Annotated in this window: 12 protein-coding genes; 4 read left to right on the top strand and 8 right to left on the bottom strand. The window is 63.6% G+C overall.

Annotation, left to right across the window (positions count from 1 at the left end; all coding sequences use genetic code 11):
• Positions 1-8 precede the first annotated feature (8 nt).
• The 5 genes from ASG92_RS09685 to glgA form a co-directional block, all read right to left on the bottom strand.
• Positions 9-4,238, bottom strand: a complete 4,230-nt coding sequence (locus ASG92_RS09685) for a Pls/PosA family non-ribosomal peptide synthetase (protein ID WP_240987067.1) — start codon at positions 4,236-4,238, stop codon at positions 9-11.
• A gap of 44 nt (positions 4,239-4,282) precedes the next feature.
• On the bottom strand, positions 4,283-5,719 hold the full coding sequence (locus ASG92_RS09680; RefSeq protein ID WP_346762986.1) for an aspartate kinase: 1,437 nt from the start codon (positions 5,717-5,719) through the stop codon (positions 4,283-4,285).
• A 155-nt stretch (positions 5,720-5,874) separates the two neighbouring features.
• Entirely contained in the window at positions 5,875-7,146 is a 1,272-nt protein-coding gene (gene ectB / locus ASG92_RS09675) for a diaminobutyrate--2-oxoglutarate transaminase (protein ID WP_056627175.1), read from the bottom strand.
• A gap of 286 nt (positions 7,147-7,432) precedes the next feature.
• Positions 7,433-8,128, bottom strand: coding sequence for a 4'-phosphopantetheinyl transferase superfamily protein (locus ASG92_RS27240; RefSeq protein WP_082579411.1), 696 nt, complete (start codon positions 8,126-8,128; stop codon positions 7,433-7,435).
• Between the two features lie 26 nt (positions 8,129-8,154).
• Positions 8,155-9,348, bottom strand: coding sequence for a glycogen synthase (glgA, locus tag ASG92_RS09665; protein ID WP_056627170.1), 1,194 nt, complete (start codon positions 9,346-9,348; stop codon positions 8,155-8,157).
• A gap of 100 nt (positions 9,349-9,448) precedes the next feature.
• Between glgA and glgC the strand changes: the two genes are divergently transcribed.
• The 3 genes from glgC to ASG92_RS09650 all read left to right on the top strand — a co-directional run bounded on the left by glgC (position 9,449) and on the right by ASG92_RS09650 (position 12,952).
• Entirely contained in the window at positions 9,449-10,870 is a 1,422-nt protein-coding gene (glgC, locus tag ASG92_RS09660; protein WP_056627169.1) for a glucose-1-phosphate adenylyltransferase, read from the top strand.
• A 64-nt stretch (positions 10,871-10,934) separates the two neighbouring features.
• Positions 10,935-12,386 (top strand): SDR family NAD(P)-dependent oxidoreductase, encoded by a 1,452-nt coding sequence (locus ASG92_RS09655; RefSeq protein ID WP_056627167.1) that lies wholly within the window; start codon positions 10,935-10,937, stop codon positions 12,384-12,386.
• An 83-nt stretch (positions 12,387-12,469) separates the two neighbouring features.
• Positions 12,470-12,952, top strand: a complete 483-nt coding sequence (locus ASG92_RS09650; RefSeq protein WP_056627165.1) for a pyridoxamine 5'-phosphate oxidase family protein — start codon at positions 12,470-12,472, stop codon at positions 12,950-12,952.
• Between the two features lie 25 nt (positions 12,953-12,977).
• Here ASG92_RS09650 and ASG92_RS09645 read toward each other — a convergent pair whose 3' ends face one another.
• Genes ASG92_RS09645 through ASG92_RS09635 form a run of 3 tightly spaced genes read right to left on the bottom strand, consistent with a single transcriptional unit; the run spans position 12,978 to position 16,366 of the window.
• A complete protein-coding gene (locus ASG92_RS09645; protein WP_056627164.1) occupies positions 12,978-13,829 on the bottom strand; it encodes a transglutaminase family protein in 852 nt (283 codons plus the stop codon).
• The gene (locus tag ASG92_RS09640; protein ID WP_056627162.1) at positions 13,826-14,752 is read right to left on the bottom strand and encodes an alpha-E domain-containing protein; all 927 of its coding nucleotides are present in this window, start codon (positions 14,750-14,752) and stop codon (positions 13,826-13,828) included. The genes ASG92_RS09645 and ASG92_RS09640 overlap by 4 nt, the downstream gene beginning before the upstream one ends.
• A 57-nt stretch (positions 14,753-14,809) precedes the next feature.
• The gene (locus ASG92_RS09635) at positions 14,810-16,366 is read right to left on the bottom strand and encodes a circularly permuted type 2 ATP-grasp protein (protein WP_056627441.1); all 1,557 of its coding nucleotides are present in this window, start codon (positions 16,364-16,366) and stop codon (positions 14,810-14,812) included.
• Positions 16,367-16,530: 164 nt separating this feature from the next.
• On the opposite strand from ASG92_RS09635, the gene ASG92_RS09630 reads away from it, so the two are divergent.
• Positions 16,531-17,550, top strand: coding sequence for a putative sulfate exporter family transporter (locus ASG92_RS09630; RefSeq protein ID WP_056627438.1), 1,020 nt, complete (start codon positions 16,531-16,533; stop codon positions 17,548-17,550).

Below are 17,550 nucleotides of genomic sequence, written 5' to 3'. Positions count from 1 at the left end.
TGAACTCCTTAGTCCTTGAAGCGGGCCCCAGCCCGGCGGCCACGGAGGGCATGCCGCGTTCCCTCGCCTGCCGGATGATGCTCCCCCATGGATGAGGCCGGGTTTCCGCCGAACCAGCCGTTCGGCGGAACCTCCTCGCCCTTCATCAGGAACGAATCGACTTCCAAGACTGCGCCATCCGCCATGGCTACGCCGTAGTGCACGAAGGACTTGACGCCCAGCGTGCAGTCGGAGCCTATCCGGATGCCCTCAAGCTTGAAAGCGCCGTCCTCCATGGAGTGGCACTGGATGACACTGCCCGCGTTGAGCATACAGTTGTCGCCGAGGCTGACAATGCTCTTCTCCGGAATGCCGCAGCCGTCGTCATAGAGGCGCCGCCCGACGCGGGCGCCGAGTATCCTCCAGCTCAGTCCCTTGAAGGGAGTACCGTTCAGTATTCCAAAGAACGCAGCTCCGCTGAGCTTCCAGTAGCGCTCGTGCCGCCAAAAATTCTTCTCGTAGATTGAGCAAAACCGTGGTTGCAGCCGCTTGAAGCCCATTGTGGCCCACTCGACGAAAATGAAATAAATCAAGGAAAAGATGAAGACGGCAATTACTGCCAGCCCTGAACTCACAGATTCAGGGACACCAGGCGTTACGGTGGCAAAGGAAAAAATCATGAGGACCGCGAAGAGGAACAACCACCGCACCGCGATGTAGAGGGCAATGGTCACCGCGTTGTGCCGGTTCTTGCCAGCCAGTCCCTTCCGGAACTTCTCACCGGTCCGGAAATCATCGAACTGTGAATCGCGGAGGACCGACCGTGGAATTTCAAAACACGGCGAACCCAGAAGCCCCACATCCTGCTTCATCGGGCCATCGATGGGAATCATGACCTTCGTTGCGAGGAGGCAGTTGTCCCCAGTGCGGGCACCGGTGGGATAGTAAATGCCGTTTCCCAGGAAGTTCTGTGCCCCAATGGTCACGGGAGACACCTTGAAGGACGTGCTGGAATAGTCGGCGTTCATCAAGGACAGACCGTCCGCCACCATGGTGCCGCTGCCGACCGTGCACTGGTAGGGACTCTCGTGCTTGACGGCGACACCAAAATTCGTGCCTGTCTGTCGCGCACCGGGAAACTTGTAGCCGAGGATCCGTAGGTAATGCAGGATCAGCGAACTGTCACCCGTGAGGGTCATTAGGGCTTTCAGGTTAGTGATCCTGCCGACAGTTCGGTGGGCGCCATAGTGAATACCGTAAAGGGGGTAAGTCTTGTTTGGCCTGACCAGCAATTCGAAGAGTCGAGGGACAGTGAGAACCATCGCCAAGGACAGGACAATTCCGCCTAGCACCAACGCGAGCGAGAATATTAGCGCGTCCAGGTAAAAAGCCCAGGAAGCGTGATCGAGGTGGCTGCCGGACAGATACCCGGAGATCAGCGTTCCAATGGAGCTGATTCCAATGGGTGCCAGTAGGACGAAGCGACTCAGGAGCATGAAGATGCTGTACATCACCCGCCTGCGCGTACCGCATTCTGCCGGCTCCACCGAGCTGTAGTCCACACTGGTCGGCTGTGCCGGGGATCCGTGCCAGCGTTCCCCCGCGGGCACCGCCTGCCCAGCAAAGAGAGTCGACACGTGGCCGAGCTGGGCGGCGTTCCCGAGTGCTGTGCGCACTTCCATTATTGATGCCTCACCCACCAGGGCATCGCGCCCGATGGTCACCGGGCCTGTTTGAATGACGCCATCGACAGCTCGATACCCGTTGAACGTCGCGTCCTTGCGGATGACCGTGCCATCGCCCACGGTCAGAAGATCCGTGCATACCGGGACGTCCGAGGCGAAGATGGCTACTCCGCGGCCGATCTTTGCACCGAGTGCCCGCAGATACAGGACATACAACGGTGAGCCCAGGAAGAACCTCATGGGATTGGCACGGATCAGCGTCCTCACGAGCCAGAACCTAAAGTAAGCGATGGTCCACAAGGGTATCTCCTGCTCCTTCCACTGGCCGATAAGGAGCCATTTGGTGATAATCGGGAGGAGACACACGGCCAGGAACAGAGCCACGCTGAAAATGAAGGACAAGCCCAGCACTTCCGGCCACGAATTCCCTACAGACGGGATCCGGATGGAGGCCACCAGCACGGCACCGCCGAGGAAGGCGCCGGCGAGGAAAGTGAGTGCCTGCAGGGTCCCGCAAAGGACATATTCTGCGGTACTGGCACGCCGCACAGGTCCTGCGGGCATGGGGGCCGCCGAGGCTGGTACTGCTTTCTGTATCGCCATCCCAGCGGCAAGGCTCCTGATCGTTGGCCGGAGATACGTGTCCTTCATCGACAAATTTCCAGGGTGACCAAGCTCCCTTGCCCGTGCGCAGAACTTGGCCATTAGCATCGAATTTGCGCCGAGGTCGTTGAAGAAGTGGTCTTCGACTGAAACGCTCTCGCATCTCAGCGCCGAGGCCAGGGCTTCTGCGAGTAGTCTCTCAATGTCTGTGGACGGCATCACGAACGCTCGGCTTCGGGAAGTGACCCGCGTCCCGCTGGGCGCAGGAAGGCCTTTACGGTCGACTTTGTCACTGGGAAGCATCGGCAGGCTGTCAAGCTCCTCGAAGTAAGCCGGAACCATATATGCGGGCACCATCTCCCGCAGGTGGTCTTGCATCATTCTGGCGTCCAGTTCGGCGGCACCCCGCCGCCTGCTGTAGTAAGCGACAAGCTCAGTTAATCCCGGTTCTGGTTCAAACGTGCCAACCGCGGCCTGAGCCACCCCCGGCATCTGGAGCAGAACAGATTCCAGCTCCGAAAGTTCAATCCGGTAGCCCCGAATTTTGACCTGGGTGTCGATCCGTCCGAAGTACTCAATCTCACCATCCCCGTTGATGCGCCCAAGATCGCCCGTCCGGTAGATTCGTCCGGACGGATTGTTTCCTATTCCCAAAAAGTCAGGGATAAACGCCTTCTCCGTGAGATCGTCCCGATTGACGTAACCTTTGGCGAGGCCAACGCCCGCCAACCCGATTTCTCCCAGCTCACCTGAGGGAAGCGCTCTGCCTTCATCCAGGTGCAGGATGACGGCGGAGTAGGTCGGCAGGGGCTCACCCAGGGTGACTGGACGGTCGGGATGGGCAACAGACATTGTCGCCGTGACCGTTGCCTCTGTGGGTCCGTAGACATTTAGGAACCTGCGCCCCGGCCTATGCCAGCGGACTATGAGGTCGCGCGGGCACGCTTCGCCGGAGACAAGGAGGAATCTAAGATTCGGAAGATCATCCTCGAGTGTGGCCAGGAGCGTTGGAACGCAGCACAGCGCTGTGATCCGCTTCTCGGTAAGGTATTCGGCAAGGTCTGTGCCAATAAGACTAGTTCCGCGCGGCTTCGGAACGAGCGTTGCTCCGGCCATCCACGGGACCCAGATTTCCTCAACGGAAAAGTCGAAAGCGATGGTCATGCCCTGATAAATACGGTCCTGGGGTCTGATTCCGTACGTTTCGGCGGCCACCCTGACGAAGTTGCAGATACTGGGGTGCTCGATGGCCACCCCCTTCGGGCGACCCGTCGAGCCGGAGGTGTAGATGATGTAAGCCAAGCTTTCCGGGTCACCGCGGCGCTCATCATCGGTAAGCCGGGACGAGTCATGCCTTTCGATGAAAGATCGCTCGCGGTCCAGGCAGAGCAGTGGGGCCGCGGTCTCAGACAGCCGGTCCTTGAGGCTCGTCAGGGTGAGCACCAACGACACATCGGCGTCGTTGGTGATGTAGGCCAAGCGGTCGGACGGAAATCCGGGATCAAGTGGCACATATGCGGCACCAATTTTTAAGGAGGCGAGCATTGCCGTGTAGGCCGGCAGGGCGTCGTCGAACAGTAGCGCGATCCTATCCCCCGGACGGGCGCCGCGTTGAAGCAGGTGGCGGGCGAGGCTGTTCGCCTGCCCATCAAGCTCATCGTACGTAAGGACATCGTCCCCGGTGTCCACGGCGACATGACCCTGTCTGCCGCTCACACGAAGCTGGTCACAGACGCCCTCGAAAAGCTGTTCCAGCCTTTCTCCCGGTTCCCAGCGGATTCCTTTATGATCCCTGGAGGACGCAAGTACGGTCCCGTTCGCAGGCATTCCTGCGCGGGGCAGTGACAAATCACCTGCCTGACCAGATTCTTCGACCGTCACGTGATTTCTCTCTTTCAGTTCACGTTTGTCTGTGTGGCAATGCCTCTTCACGGCTTTCGGCGGCGTCGACATCGTTTGCTTCGTTGCCACAGGCTGCGCCGTTGGATGGTCCTATTCATATAGCTGGCGATCGACTATCTACGCCCCAGTACCGCCGTCCCGGACGACGAATACTGGCTTTGAATGCTCCAATGAGGACTATCCTCGGGCGACAAGCCGTCAGGGTGCCGCGGCCTCCGGCTCAACCGGTCCCCCGTCACGGCCCCGCCAGCTGAAACCAGGCCAAACGCGAGTCTGACTGCCTCGGCGGCTTTCTCCAGTTGCTCGGCTCTAGTGATGGCCCCAACACGGGTTTCCGATATTTCGACAAGATCGAGGTCGATTCCCGCCGTTGAAAGCGCCTTGAAGAATTTGGAAAAGACTTCGGGTGAGGACCGCATGCCCAAGCCTTCGAGCGACACCTTGCCGACATGATCGTTGTGCCGTATTTCTTGGAATCCTATGGCCGCTTGAGCCGCATGCAGCACGGCTAGTGCAGAGATGGATTGAGAAGCAGGAACTGTGAAGGCAACGTCGGAACGCCTGGCAATGGGTTCCGGAGTACTGTGGCCGATTATCTGGGCATCTATTTCCGACCGCGAAAGGCGGATGAACACGTCGCCTACCTTGTCCGGTTCATCGGGAATCCCCACAACTGTAATTTGCGCAGCCGTGTTGGCGCTCACGACCTCACTGATAACTGGCTGCTCCCTAACGGGCTTTCGAAAAGGATTGCGATCGAGTCCGGGAAGAATCAGCGTACCCATATCCGGCACGAACGAGGACCTCACGTGAATCGGAATACCGAATCTGCGGGCATACTCGACACACCGCAGCTGGAGCACCTTGCTTCCGCCGGCAGCGAACTCAAGCATCTCCTCGCTCGAAAGGACAGCGATCTTCCGAGCTGTCGGAACTACACGGGGGTCGGCAGTGTAAACGCCCTTCACGTCGGTGTATATTTCACAGATGCCTGCGCCGAGTGCCGCCGCAAGCGCCACCGCGGTCAGGTCCGAACCGCCACGTCCAAGGGTGGTGACCCTCCTGCCCTTTTCCGTTCGGCCCTGGAACCCCGCCACGATCGGGATCCCGCCGCCGTTCAGGCAAGCGCGGACGCGGAAGGGTTTCACGTCGATAATGTGCGCCTTGCCGTAAATGTCGTCCGTTATGAGGCCCGCTTTGCTCCCGGTGAACGTGCAGGGCGCCTCGCCAAGATCCGCTAATGCGATGGCCAGAAGCGCCGATGACACGAGCTCCCCGGTGCTCAGAAGGCCATCCAGATCTTCGGGACGCGGCCGAGCGGAAACTTCAGCGGCTAGGTCGCACAGCTCGTCGGTAGTGTCGCCCATAGCGGATACCACAACAACTACCTGATATCCTGCCTGCCGCGCTTTGGATATCCGCTCGGCGGCACGGCGGATTCCCGCCGCATCCGCAACAGACGAGCCGCCGAATTTTTGTACAATAAGCCCCGGAACGATCGCCCGACCCGCCACTGCAGACAACGAGTCAGACGGCGGCGTGTTCATCATGTGCCGAATGCGCCGGGGGGTCTGCGTGCTTACGTCCCGTAGCCGGAACCGGTCATCCAATACTCGTTCAAATTCACCCATCTTAGATCGGCCTCGCCTCACTTACGGCTGCGCTGCCGAATTCGCTACCGGCACCGAGTCACTTCCTTGGGATCTCAGGCCACAGATCTCCACACGACTGGTTCACCGATGACGGCCGCCGCGGCGCCTGCCAAAATCTCCAGTCCCTTCCGCATGTCCTCGGCGCTGATAGTCAGCGCGGGCATGGTTTTGACTACTTCGCCGTTTGGCCCCGACGTTTCCACCAACAGACCCCGGGAGAAGGATTCAGCAGCAATCTTTCCAGCCGCACTCGGGTCAGGATAGAAGATACCTGCCAGCAGACCCCGACCCCGGACCCTGGCTCCTTCAGTGGCGGAGGCGATTTGTGTGAGCCCTTCATGCAGCTGTGCCCCGAGCCCCGCAACCTTCAACTCAAGATTCCTGTCCTGCCAGAAATTCTCCAGGGCCGCAGTTCCCGTTACGAAGGCGGGATTGTGTCCCCGGAAAGTTCCGTTGTGCTCGCCGGGCTTCCAGATATCCAGCTCCGGCTTGAAGAGAACAAGAGCCAAAGGAAGCCCGAAGCCCGAAATGGACTTCGAAAGGCAGACGATATCGGGAACAATGCCGGCGGCCTCAAAACTGAAGAATGTTCCTGTCCGTCCGCAGCCAGCTTGCACATCGTCAACGATGAGCAAAATGCCATGCTCATGGCAGATCTCCGACAGCCTCCTCAGCCAGGATTCGCGTGCCGCCCTGAGGCCACCCTCACCCTGAACAGTTTCGACAATCACGGCGGCCGGCTTGTCGAGCCCGGAGCCGGTGTCCTCCAGGGCGCGTTGGAGCCACAGAAAATCCGACGCCTCGCCGTCCAAGAATCCGTCGTAGGGCACGCTGACGGTGTTCGTCAAAGGAATCCCTGCCCCTTGCCGTTTCATCGAATTGCCCGTGACGGCCAAAGCGCCGAGAGTCATGCCGTGGAATGCATTGGTGAAGCTGACGACAGTGTGCCGACCTGTGGTCTTACGGGCCAGCTTCAAGGCCGCTTCCACGGAGTTCGTCCCCGTAGGTCCCGGAAACATCACTTTGTAGTTCAGATCTCTGGGTTTGAGTATCAACTCTTGGAAGGTTTCCAAAAACCGCCGTTTGGCTACCGTCTTCATATCGAGTGAATGAACGATGGAACCGGAGAGCAGATATTCCACGAGTGGCCGCAGCAGCACCGGGTTGTTGTGTCCGTAGTTCAGCGCCCCGGCCCCGGAGAAAAAGTCCAGATACTCCCTGCCATCTTCGCTGTAGAGGGTGCTGCCGGCCGCCCGCTCGAAAACGACATCCCAGCTGCGGCAATAGAATCGAACTTCGGATTCGATGGCGTCGAATATGTCCATCACTAGGTCATCTTCCTTCGGGACTAAAATCCCACGGACGCCCAGCGCATCCACTACGGCATGGTGTCTCCGGAACAGCTCCCAGCCGACTCTTTCCGACGAGTCCAGCTTAAGTTCGTTGCGGCAAGCAATCAAGTGGCTGCCGGCTTCTGTCCGCCACAGTGTTGGATTTTCAGGAGAAAAGTGAATCGCAGGACGTCCGACGGCGGTTTCCTCGCCGCCGTCATTGGGCACCTACTGGGCAGCCTGCGGAGGTACCCGGACGTCGAGGCGCCCTAGGACCGCCTCAGCGGAGCGGTGGCACTGCAAGCCAGGCGACGGCCACTGCCAGATCCGCCGGAAGGCCGAGTGGCTCCGGAGCCATGCTGCGGACGCGAGGATCAGCAACGACATCAATGCTGTTTGGCTCCCGCGCCAGTCCAGTTCCGAGTGCCTTCAGGAGGGCTTCCTTCCGAGTCCACAGTTGCGCCCTCAACCGGGGACGACTGTGCTCGGGAGTGTTTAGTGTGAGGCGTCGTTCCCCATCAGTCAGCAGTTCTGCGTCGAAACCCTCAAAGGCCGTGGACGATTCATCTTCAATATCGACCCCGACCGCTCCGGTGAGGTCGGCATCTAGCTGCCCGGCGACAACTGCCCAGTCTCCGCACCGCGACAGGCTCAGCACAAGCGGAACGGGACGGCCTTCCACCGTATATCCCGGCCGTCCGTGGTTCAGCCAGGGACCTTGGCCACACACAGGGCAGTGATAATCGATCTCCAGCCGATCATCTGCGAGCCCAAGAAGCTCTGCCGCAAAATGGCGCTGCACTAATCGGCCAGCCAGAAAACGCCGACGCGGGAGTTCATCACTGAATAGCGCGGCTCGAGTGAGTTCAGCGGGGTCCAGGATCGAACTACGTCCGACATCGACGTTACTCAGCTGAAAAGCGCGAACCTGCAGCATCAATACCCTTCCCTCCTGGAATGCTGCGGTTCGCAACATTCCAGGAAGGTCAAGAACGCCTCGCGTTACAGTACCGAGCGGTAGACGTCGAGGGTGGTCTCGGTGATGGATTCCCAGGAAAAGTGCTCCTCGGCCCGGCGCCTGCCGGCCTCGCCCATGGCGCGGGCGCGCTCCGGGTCAGAAACCACCTCGGTAAGGGCAGCAGCAAACTCGCTGACGAACTTTTCTGGATCCAGCGGGGTGCCGGTGCCGTCGGTGACCTGTTCAATCTCCACGAGGAGCCCGGTTTCGCCGTGCTGGACCACCTCGGGGATGCCGCCGGTGGCGCTGGCAACCACGGCGGCGCCGCAGGCCATGGCCTCGAGGTTCACGATGCCGAGCGGTTCGTAGATGGACGGGCACGCGAAGGCGGTGGCGTGGCTGAGGACCTGGATGAGCTCGTTGCGTGGCAGCATCCGCTCAATCAGCACCACGCCGCTGCGCTGGCTCTGGAGTTCTTCGATCAGCCGGGCAGTCTCCGCGGCAAGTTCGGGGGTGTCCGCCGCACCGAGGCACAGCACCAGCTGGACGTCCTCGGGGAGCTTGGCGGCGGCCCGCAGGAGGTAGGGAACACCCTTCTGCCGGGTGTTCCGTCCCACGAACACCACGCTGGGGCGGTCGGGGTCGATGCCGAGGGCGCGCACGGCGTCGTGGTTCTCATCGCGGTTCCACATGCTGACGTCGATGCCGTTGTGCACCACCTTGACCTTGGCGGGGTCCACGTCGGGGTAGCTGCGCAGAATGTCCTGGCGCATGCCTTCGGAGACGGCGATGATGGCGGCGGCCGCCTCGTAGGCCGTTTTCTCCACCCAGGAGGACAGCGCATAGCCGCCGCCGAGCTGCTCGGCCTTCCACGGGCGCAGCGGCTCCAGGCTGTGGGCACTCAGGACGTGCGGGATGCCGTGCAGCAACGAGGCCAGGTGGCCGGCCATGTTGGCGTACCAGGTATGCGAATGGACGAGGTCCGCGCCGGCGATGTCCGGAACGATGCGCAGGTCCACCCCGAGCGTCTGGACCGCGGCGTTCGCTGACCCGAGATCCTCCGGTACGGAGTAGGACGTCACCGTGGCCCCGTGGTAGTCGGCGTCCCGGGGCGCGCCAAAGGCACGCACCTGCAGGTCGACGTGCTTGGCCAGGACCCGGCTCAGCTCGGCTACGTGGACGCCCGCGCCACCATAAATCTCCGGCGGGAATTCTTTAGTCACAATGTCTATTCGCACGATACCCAAGGTAGTCGTTACGGTTGAACTGTTCTAGTGTGAAGAAGTCCGGGCGAGCCGGACTTTTGGGGAAGATACGAAGGCGTACAGGAGCGACCACATGCCGTTGAATAAGAAAGTCCTGGCCATTGTCCTCGCCGGAGGCGAGGGAAACCGTCTCATGCCATTGACGGCGGACAGGGCCAAACCCGGCGTGCCCTTTGCGGGAAGCTACCGGCTGATCGACTTTGCGCTGTCCAACCTCGTGAATTCCCGCTACCTGCAGATCGTGGTCCTGACGCAGTACAAGTCCCACAGCCTTGACCGCCACATTTCCGAGACCTGGCGGATGTCCACCCAGCTCGGCAACTATGTGGCCTCGGTTCCCGCACAGCAGCGCGTCGGCAAGAGCTGGTTCCTCGGCAGTGCCAACGCCATCTACCAGTCCCTGAACCTGATCCGTGACGCCAACCCCGACATCGTCGTCGTGGTCGGGGCGGACCACGTGTACCGGATGGACTTCGCCCAGATGGTTGAACAGCACGTCAAGAGCGGCGCCAAGGCAACCGTCGCAGCCGTCCGCCAGCCACTGAACATGGCGAACCAGTTCGGCGTGATCGAGGTTGACCCCGAAGACCCCCAGAAGATTGCCGCCTTCGTTGAAAAGCCGTCCTCGACGCCCGGGCTGGCCGCGGATCCGACCCAGTTCCTGGCCTCCATGGGCAACTACGTCTTCAACGCCGACGCCCTGGTGGACGCCCTGCACGTCGACGCCGAACGCCTGGACACCAAGCACGACATGGGCGGGGACATCATCCCCTACTTCGTGAACCAGGGCGAAGCCGGCGTCTACGACTTCACGCTCAACGACATCCCCGGATCCACCGAACGCGACCGCACGTACTGGCGCGACGTCGGCACCATCGACTCGTTCTACGACGCCCACATGGACCTGATCTCGCCGCTGCCTGTCTTCAACCTGTACAACTCCGAATGGCCCATCTACACGCGCCAGAGCATCTCCCCGCCCGCCAAGTTCGTGCGCGGTGAGCACAACACCGTGGGCAGCGCCCTGGACTCGATCGTGGCCAGCGGCGTGGTCATCTCCGGCGGCATCGTGGAAGGCTCCGTCCTCTCCAACGACGTCTACGTCGGCACGGCCAGCCGCGTGGTTGATTCGGTGCTGATGGACAAGGTCCAGATCGGCGAGGGCGCCGTGGTCCACCGGGCCATTATCGACAAAAACGTCAAGGTTCCCGCCGGTGCCGCGATCGGACTCGATGCGGAACTCGACCGCGCCCGCGGCTTCAAGGTCACGGATTCGGGGATCACCGTGCTGTCGAAGGGCCAGGCCGTCCCCGAGCCCGACGACGCCGAACGGGCACTCTCCGCCGCCAACCTGCACCTTGTTCCCAACTCAGTGAAGGCCGCCACCGAGAACCTCCCCGGAGTGCGCGAGTCTGTGGCGCAGGCGGGCCAGGCCCGGGCTGCCGCCGTCGGCGTGGAAGCACCCACCCAGCAGACCATCAACAGCCGCTCCTGAGATCCCGGTTTCAGTAAGGCTATATGGGCAGGCCTGATGCTCCGCAGGCTGTAAAATCAGATCAATGAGCTCCTCCGATCTGTCGCCTGAAGAGATTCAGGCCTGCCTTAAAGTCCTTAACACCATCCACGTCTACGACGAGGAGCACCCGGACTACGTCTCGGTACGCCGAGCCACGGGCAAAATGTTCAAGGCCGTCAAGCGGCACCGGCGCGTGACCAAACGGGACCTGATTGCGGAATCGGACCGCGCCGTGATCGCCCAGACGGCCACGGCCGCACCGGACCGGATCGACGACGAGACCCGCGGCAACAAGCTCGCGCCGTCAGCCACCGGCAAGGTCGCGGGCCACCTGATCAGATCCAGGCCGTGCTACATCTGCAAGCAGCACTACACGCAGGTGGACGCCTTTTACCACCAGCTCTGCCCGGAGTGTGCGGCGTTCAGCCACACCAAGCGCGACGCCCGGACGGACCTGACCGGACGCCGGGCACTGCTCACGGGCGGCCGCGCGAAGATCGGCATGTACATCGCGCTGCGGCTCCTGCGCGACGGCGCCCACACCACCATCACGACGCGCTTCCCGAAGGATGCCGCGCGCCGCTTCGCCGCCATGGAAGACAGCGCCGACTGGCTGCACCGGCTGAAGATCGTGGGCATCGACCTCCGTGACCCGTCGCAGGTCATGGCCCTCACCGATTCGGTGAGCGCCGCCGGCCCGCTGGACATCATCATCAATAACGCTGCGCAGACCGTGCGCCGCTCGGGCAACGCCTACAAGCCCCTCGTGGACGCAGAGGACGAGCCCTTGCCCGCGGCCCTCGAAGCCGCCAACGGAGGACCCGAGCTGGTGACCTTCGGCCACGCCCACGACAAGCACCCGCTGGCCCTCGCAAGCAGCGTCACCGAGCACCCGGTCCTCGCCGGCGATGCCATCACCTCACTGGCCCTGTCCACCGGTTCGGCGTCGCTGGAACGCATCGCGTCCGGAACCGCCATCGACGCCGGCGGGCTGGTACCGGACGTCGCCGCGATCAACAGCTGGACCCAGGTGCTGGACGAGGTGGACCCGCTGGAAATGCTCGAGGTCCAGCTGTGCAACGTCACCGCGCCGTTCCTTCTCGTCAGCAGGCTTCGGGACGCCATGAAGCGCTCCACGGCACGCCGGAAGTACATCGTGAACGTCTCCGCCATGGAAGGGCAGTTCTCCCGGGCCTACAAAGGCCCGGGGCACCCGCACACGAACATGGCCAAGGCGGCGCTGAACATGATGACCCGGACCAGCGCACAGGAAATGCTGGACACGGACGGCATACTCATGACGGCCGTTGACACCGGCTGGATCACCGACGAACGCCCGCATTACACCAAGGTCCGGCTGATGGAGGAAGGCTTCCACGCCCCCCTGGACCTCGTGGACGGCGCCGCACGCGTTTACGATCCGATCGTCATGGGCGAAAGCGGCGAGGACCAGTACGGCGTGTTCCTGAAGGATTACAAGCCGAGCCCCTGGTAATCGGCAACCTGCCGGCGGAAGCCAAGCCGGCGCCATCGGGCGGGCTCTGGTGGGCTCACCGGCGCCGGCGTAGGCTCTGGAACATGACAAACGAGCCTTCTCCCGCAGCGCCCCCGGAACCTGTGGAACATCTGGAATCGCGGCAGTGCTGGGACCTCCTGCGGCAGGTCTCCGTCGGCCGGCTGGCCGTCTGGGTCGATGACCATCCGGACATCTTCCCGCTCAACTACACGGTGGATCACGGGACCTTGGTGTTCCGCACGGACGAGGGCACCAAACTTGGCGGCGCCCTCGGGGACACCCCCGTGGCCCTGGAAGCGGACGGCGTTGACGCGGCCACCGGGATGGCCTGGAGCGTGGTGGTCAAGGGCAAGGCCGCGGCCATCACCGGCATTGAGGGAATCCTCGATACCGCTTCCCTCTACCTCTTCCCGTGGCAGGGCGGGAAGAAGGACCATTTCGTCCGTATCACTCCCGATTCGGTCACGGGAAGGCGCTTCAAAGTCACGCCGCCGCTGACATGGTGGACGCAGCTCAGCGGCGCCGTCAGGTCTTCTCCCGAGTAGGCGCCGCCGGCAACAAAGGAAGCCGTCAGGCCAGCCGGGTGATCTCCACGCTCACGCTGAGCGTGGATCCGCCGCCGCCGGACAGGATGCCCTTGAGGGGCGGCACGTCCCGGTAATCCCGGCCGCGTGCCACCGTGACGTGGAAGTCCCCGGCAGGTTTGTGGTTCGTGGGGTCCCAGCTCCGCCACTCCCCGTCCCACCATTCCAGCCACGCATGGGACTGGCCGGCCACGGGCTCGCCGATGTCCGCCGTCGAACGCGGGTGAAGGTAACCGGAGACGTACCGTGCCGGGATGCCGCAGCTGCGCAGCGACCCGATAGCCAGGTGTGCCAGGTCCTGGCACACGCCCTGCCGTTGGTTCCATGCCTGCTCGGCGTTGGTGGTGACGCCGGTGGTGCCCTTCATGTAGGTCATCTCACCGCGCATCCACTCAAAAATTGCCATGGCGGCCTCGTGCGGGTTCTTGCCCGCAACGACGCCGGGGATGATGCCGAGCACCTCCTCCCCCGGGCCGGTCAGCTGGGACTGCGGAACCCAGTCGCTGAACCGGTTGACTGTCTCCGGAGAGGCGATGACGTTCCAGCCCACAATGTCCGTTTCCGACGGAATCCGGACCGACCGGTGTACCTCGACGGTGGTGGTCGCCAGGACCTCCAGGTGCTCGTGCGGCATCTGCATGTCGAACGCGGTGACCCGGGTGCCCCAGTAGTCGCGGTAGCTGCTGACCGCCGCCTGGGACGGGGACACTTTCATGGACGACTCCAGCACCACCTGCTGCGGATCCGTCAGCGGCGTCATGCGGGCCTCGTTGTAGGACAGCGTGACGCGCTTGTTGTAGTTGTAGCCGGTCTTGTGAATGATGCTCAGCCGGGTCATGAAACTTCTCCCACCCAGGCCAGTTCGTCCGCCTGATTGAAGTACTTACGGGAAATGGCGTCTGATGCCTGCGAAACCGCCTTCTGCACGCGCTCCATGTGCTCCGGAAGCTCCGACATCAGGTCGTCAGTCCGGTGGAACTCCAGGAAGGTGCGGGCCTGGCCCACGATCCGGCGGGCGTCGTTGATGAAGCCGACGCGCTGGGCCGACGGATCCAGCTTCGCCAGGCACTCGTCGGCGTCGCGCAGGGCGTAGACGATGGAGCGCGGGAAGAGCCGGTCCAGCAGCAGGAACTCGGCCGCGTGCTGGTCGCCGAAAGCGGCGCGGCGGGTCCGCAGGAAGGACTCGTAGGCGCCGGCGCAGCGCAGCATGTTCACCCAGGACATGCCTGCGGAGAGGACATCTCGGGTGGAGAGCATGCGGGCCGTCATGTCGGCGCGCTCCAGGGAGCGGCCCAGGGCCAGGAACAGCCAGCTGTCATCGTGGCTGACGGTGGTGTCCGCCAGTCCGCTCACCATGGCCGTCCGCTCCAGCACCCAATGGCAGAAGCGGTACGTGCCCACCACGTCCTTGCGGTGCTGGTTCAGTCCGTAGTACGTCGTGTTCAGGCTCTCCCACAGTCCGGACGACACGGTCTCGCGGGCACGCCGGGCGTTCTCCCGGGCAGCACCGAGCGAACCGGCGATGGACGTGGCGCTGTGCTTGTCATAGGCGAGGGCGTGCAGGAGCTCCTCGAGGCCGAAGTCCTCGCTCTGCGGGCGCGCCCCCATGACGGCGAGCAGTTCGCGGGCCACGCTGCGCCGCTCCTCCGTGGGCAGGTGGTTCAGCCGTTCAAGGTGGACGTCCAGGATGCGGGCTGTGCCATCTGCCCGTTCAACGTAGCGGCCGATCCAGAAAAGGGACTCGGCGATTCGGCTAAGCATGTGCGGCTACCTCCTGCGCGAGCATGGTGGTGGATGTGGGCATGAATATGTGCGGCGTCACTGCTGCTGCTCCGACTGGCGGTCGCGCCAGTTGCTCTCGACCGGCCACACGGAGACGCGTTCCCGGACGGTGACGGTCTGCCGCGGCAGCCGCTCCACCGGCACCTGCGGGGAATCCGCGAGCACCCAGGTGTCCTTGGATCCGCCGCCCTGGCTGGAGTTCACGATCAGCGAGCCTTCCTTCAGCGCAACGCGGGTCAGGCCGCCGGGCAGCACCCAGACGTCGTCGCCGTCGTTGACTGCGAAGGGCCGGAGGTCAACGTGCCGGGGGCCGAACTTGTCGCCGCTGAGCGTGGGCACGGTGGACAGCTGCAGGACGGGCTGGGCGATCCAGCCGCGGGGGTCGGCGATGACCCGCTTGCGCAGGGCCTCCAGCTCGTCCTTGGACGCGTCCGGACCGATGACGAGGCCCTTGCCGCCGGAGCCGTCCACCGGTTTGACGACGAGCTCGTCGAGGCGGTCCAGGACGTGCTCGCGGGCTTCCTTTTCCTCCAGCCGGAAGGTGTCCACGTTGGCTATGACGGGTTCTTCGCCGAGGTAGTAGCGGATCAGGTCCGGGACGTAGCTGTAGACCAGCTTGTCATCCGCCACGCCGTTGCCCACGGCGTTGGCGATGGTCACGCCGCCGGCGCGGGCCGCGTTGACCAGGCCCGGGCAGCCCAGCATGGAATCGGCGCGGAACTGCAGCGGGTCCAGGAAGTCGTCGTCGATGCGCTTGTAGATCACGTCAACGCGCTGTTCGCCCGCGGTGGTGCGCATGTACACACGGTTGCCGCGGCAGATAAGGTCGCGGCCCTCCACGAGTTCCACGCCCATCAGGCCGGCGAGCAGGGTGTGCTCAAAGTACGCGCTGTTGAAGACACCGGGGGTCAGCACCACCACGGTGGGGTCGTCGACGCCGGACGGCGCCGTCTTCCGCAAGGCGGACAGCAGCCGGCGGGGGTACTCCTCCACGGGCCGGATGAGCTGCTGGCCGAAGGCTTCGGGAAGGCCCTTGGCCATGGCGCGCCTGTTCTCCAGCACGTAGCTGACCCCCGACGGCACACGCACGTTGTCCTCCAGGACCCTGAAGGTTCCCGCCGCGTCGCGAACGACGTCGATGCCCGAGATGTGCACGCGCACGCCGCCGGCCGGCTCGAAGCCGTGCACGGCGCGGTGGAAGTGTGCGCTGGTGGTGACAAGCTGGCGGGGGATCACGCCGTCGGAAACGACCGTCATCTTGCCGTAGACGTCGTTGAGGAACGACTCGAGGGCCCGAACGCGCTGCGCCACGCCGCGCTCCAGGACGTCCCACTCGTCGGCTGGGATCACCCGCGGCACGATGTCGAGCGGGAACGGACGCTCCTCCCCCGCGAAATCGAAGGTCACGCCGCGGTCCAGGAACGTACGCGCCATCGAGTCCGCCCGGGCGCTGACGTCCGCCAGCGAAAGTTCGCGAAGGGCACCCGCGACCTGTCCGTAGGACTTGCGGGCCACTTGCCCAGGGGCAAACATCTCGTCGTAGGCGCCGGTGCGGCCGGCAGCCTCGGAGTAATCCTGGAATAGGTCAGACATGGTCATAAGCCAACCACCTTTTTGTTGCGAATTCATTACCGGACCCGTCTGTGGCGTGTTGGAGGGGTCCGCCCGGTTGGTCTTTTGCCGCCGGTGTCCGGCATGGTTGGGACGTGCCAGACTTCCGATTCCCGACGCCGATGCGGCGGCAGCTGCGCGGGGTGATGCATCAGCACTTTACCCGGATTCTGCCGGGGCTGCTGACGGCCCTCGTGGCGCTCGCAGTCGCCTTCGCGCTCCACGCCGCCGTTCCGGCCCTGCCTGCCATGACCCTGGCCGTGGTCCTGGGCCTGCTGGCCGCCAATCTGCCGTTCACGGCGGTGTGGGCAGCCGGCCGGGCACGGCCGGGACTGGATTTCGCCGGCAAGCACCTGATGCGCGCCGGCATCGTGCTCCTGGGGCTCAAGGTCGCCATTACCGAAGTCCTGGGGCTCGGCTGGGCGTCCCTGCTGCTGATTACGGCGGTGGTGCTGGCCAGCTTCGCCGGGACCTACGGAATTTCCCGGCTGTTCCGGCTTCCGCAGGAGGCCTCCCTGCTCATTGCCACCGGATTTTCGATCTGCGGTGCGTCGGCGATCGGCGCGATGGCCGCCGTACGTCGGATCCGGCATGCCGATACCGTCCTGCCGGTGGCTCTTGTGACGCTGTGCGGCACGCTGGCCATCGGAGCCCTGCCGCTGCTGGTCCATCCGCTGAACCTCAGCGCCGAGGTGTTCGGTGCGTGGACGGGTGCGTCCGTGCACGACGTGGGACAGGTGGTGGCCACAGCGCAGACCGCAGGGCCGGCGGCGCTGGGCATCGCCGTCGTCGTCAAGCTGACGCGGGTGATCCTGCTGGCGCCCATGGTGGCCGCGGCGGGACTGCAGCAACGCCTGGCCGCCGTTCAGCCGTCCGCCGCAGCCGGGACTCCGCCCGAAGCGCTTCCGCCCGTGGTGCCGCTGTTCGTGGTGGGCTTCGTGGCGCTGGTCGCGCTCCGGTCCACGGGCTGGATCTCTGCTGGCTGGCTCGACGCCGCGGCCGGGCTGCAGGACATTCTGCTGGGCGCCGCGCTCTTCGGGCTCGGATCCGCGGTGCGCATCCGCACCCTGCTGCACACCGGGCTGCGCGCGCTGCTGGCCGCCCTCGTGGCATGGTTCCTGATCGCGGCCCTCGGCCTGGGAGCCGCACTGCTCATGATTCAATAG

Source organism: Arthrobacter sp. Soil736 (assembly GCF_001428005.1).
In the GTDB taxonomy this organism is placed as follows: domain Bacteria; phylum Actinomycetota; class Actinomycetes; order Actinomycetales; family Micrococcaceae; genus Arthrobacter.
Note: the sequence above shows the minus strand (reverse complement) of the source record. Positions and strands in the feature narration are given on the sequence as shown.

Bases quoted from the DNA above. Each gene is read 5' to 3' on its own strand.
- ASG92_RS09680 (WP_346762986.1), bottom strand. From the start codon at position 5,719: ATGATGAACACGCCGCCGTCTGACTCGTTGTCTGCAGTGGCGGGTCGG.
- ectB (WP_056627175.1), bottom strand. From the start codon at position 7,146: ATGGACATATTCGACGCCATCGAATCCGAAGTTCGATTCTATTGCCGC.
- ASG92_RS27240 (WP_082579411.1), bottom strand. From the start codon at position 8,128: ATGTTGCGAACCGCAGCATTCCAGGAGGGAAGGGTATTGATGCTGCAG.
- glgC (WP_056627169.1), top strand. From the start codon at position 9,449: ATGCCGTTGAATAAGAAAGTCCTGGCCATTGTCCTCGCCGGAGGCGAG.
- ASG92_RS09655 (WP_056627167.1), top strand. From the start codon at position 10,935: ATGAGCTCCTCCGATCTGTCGCCTGAAGAGATTCAGGCCTGCCTTAAA.
- ASG92_RS09650 (WP_056627165.1), top strand. From the start codon at position 12,470: ATGACAAACGAGCCTTCTCCCGCAGCGCCCCCGGAACCTGTGGAACAT.
- ASG92_RS09645 (WP_056627164.1), bottom strand. From the start codon at position 13,829: ATGACCCGGCTGAGCATCATTCACAAGACCGGCTACAACTACAACAAG.
- ASG92_RS09640 (WP_056627162.1), bottom strand. From the start codon at position 14,752: ATGCTTAGCCGAATCGCCGAGTCCCTTTTCTGGATCGGCCGCTACGTT.
- ASG92_RS09635 (WP_056627441.1), bottom strand. From the start codon at position 16,366: ATGTCTGACCTATTCCAGGATTACTCCGAGGCTGCCGGCCGCACCGGC.
- ASG92_RS09630 (WP_056627438.1), top strand. From the start codon at position 16,531: ATGCATCAGCACTTTACCCGGATTCTGCCGGGGCTGCTGACGGCCCTC.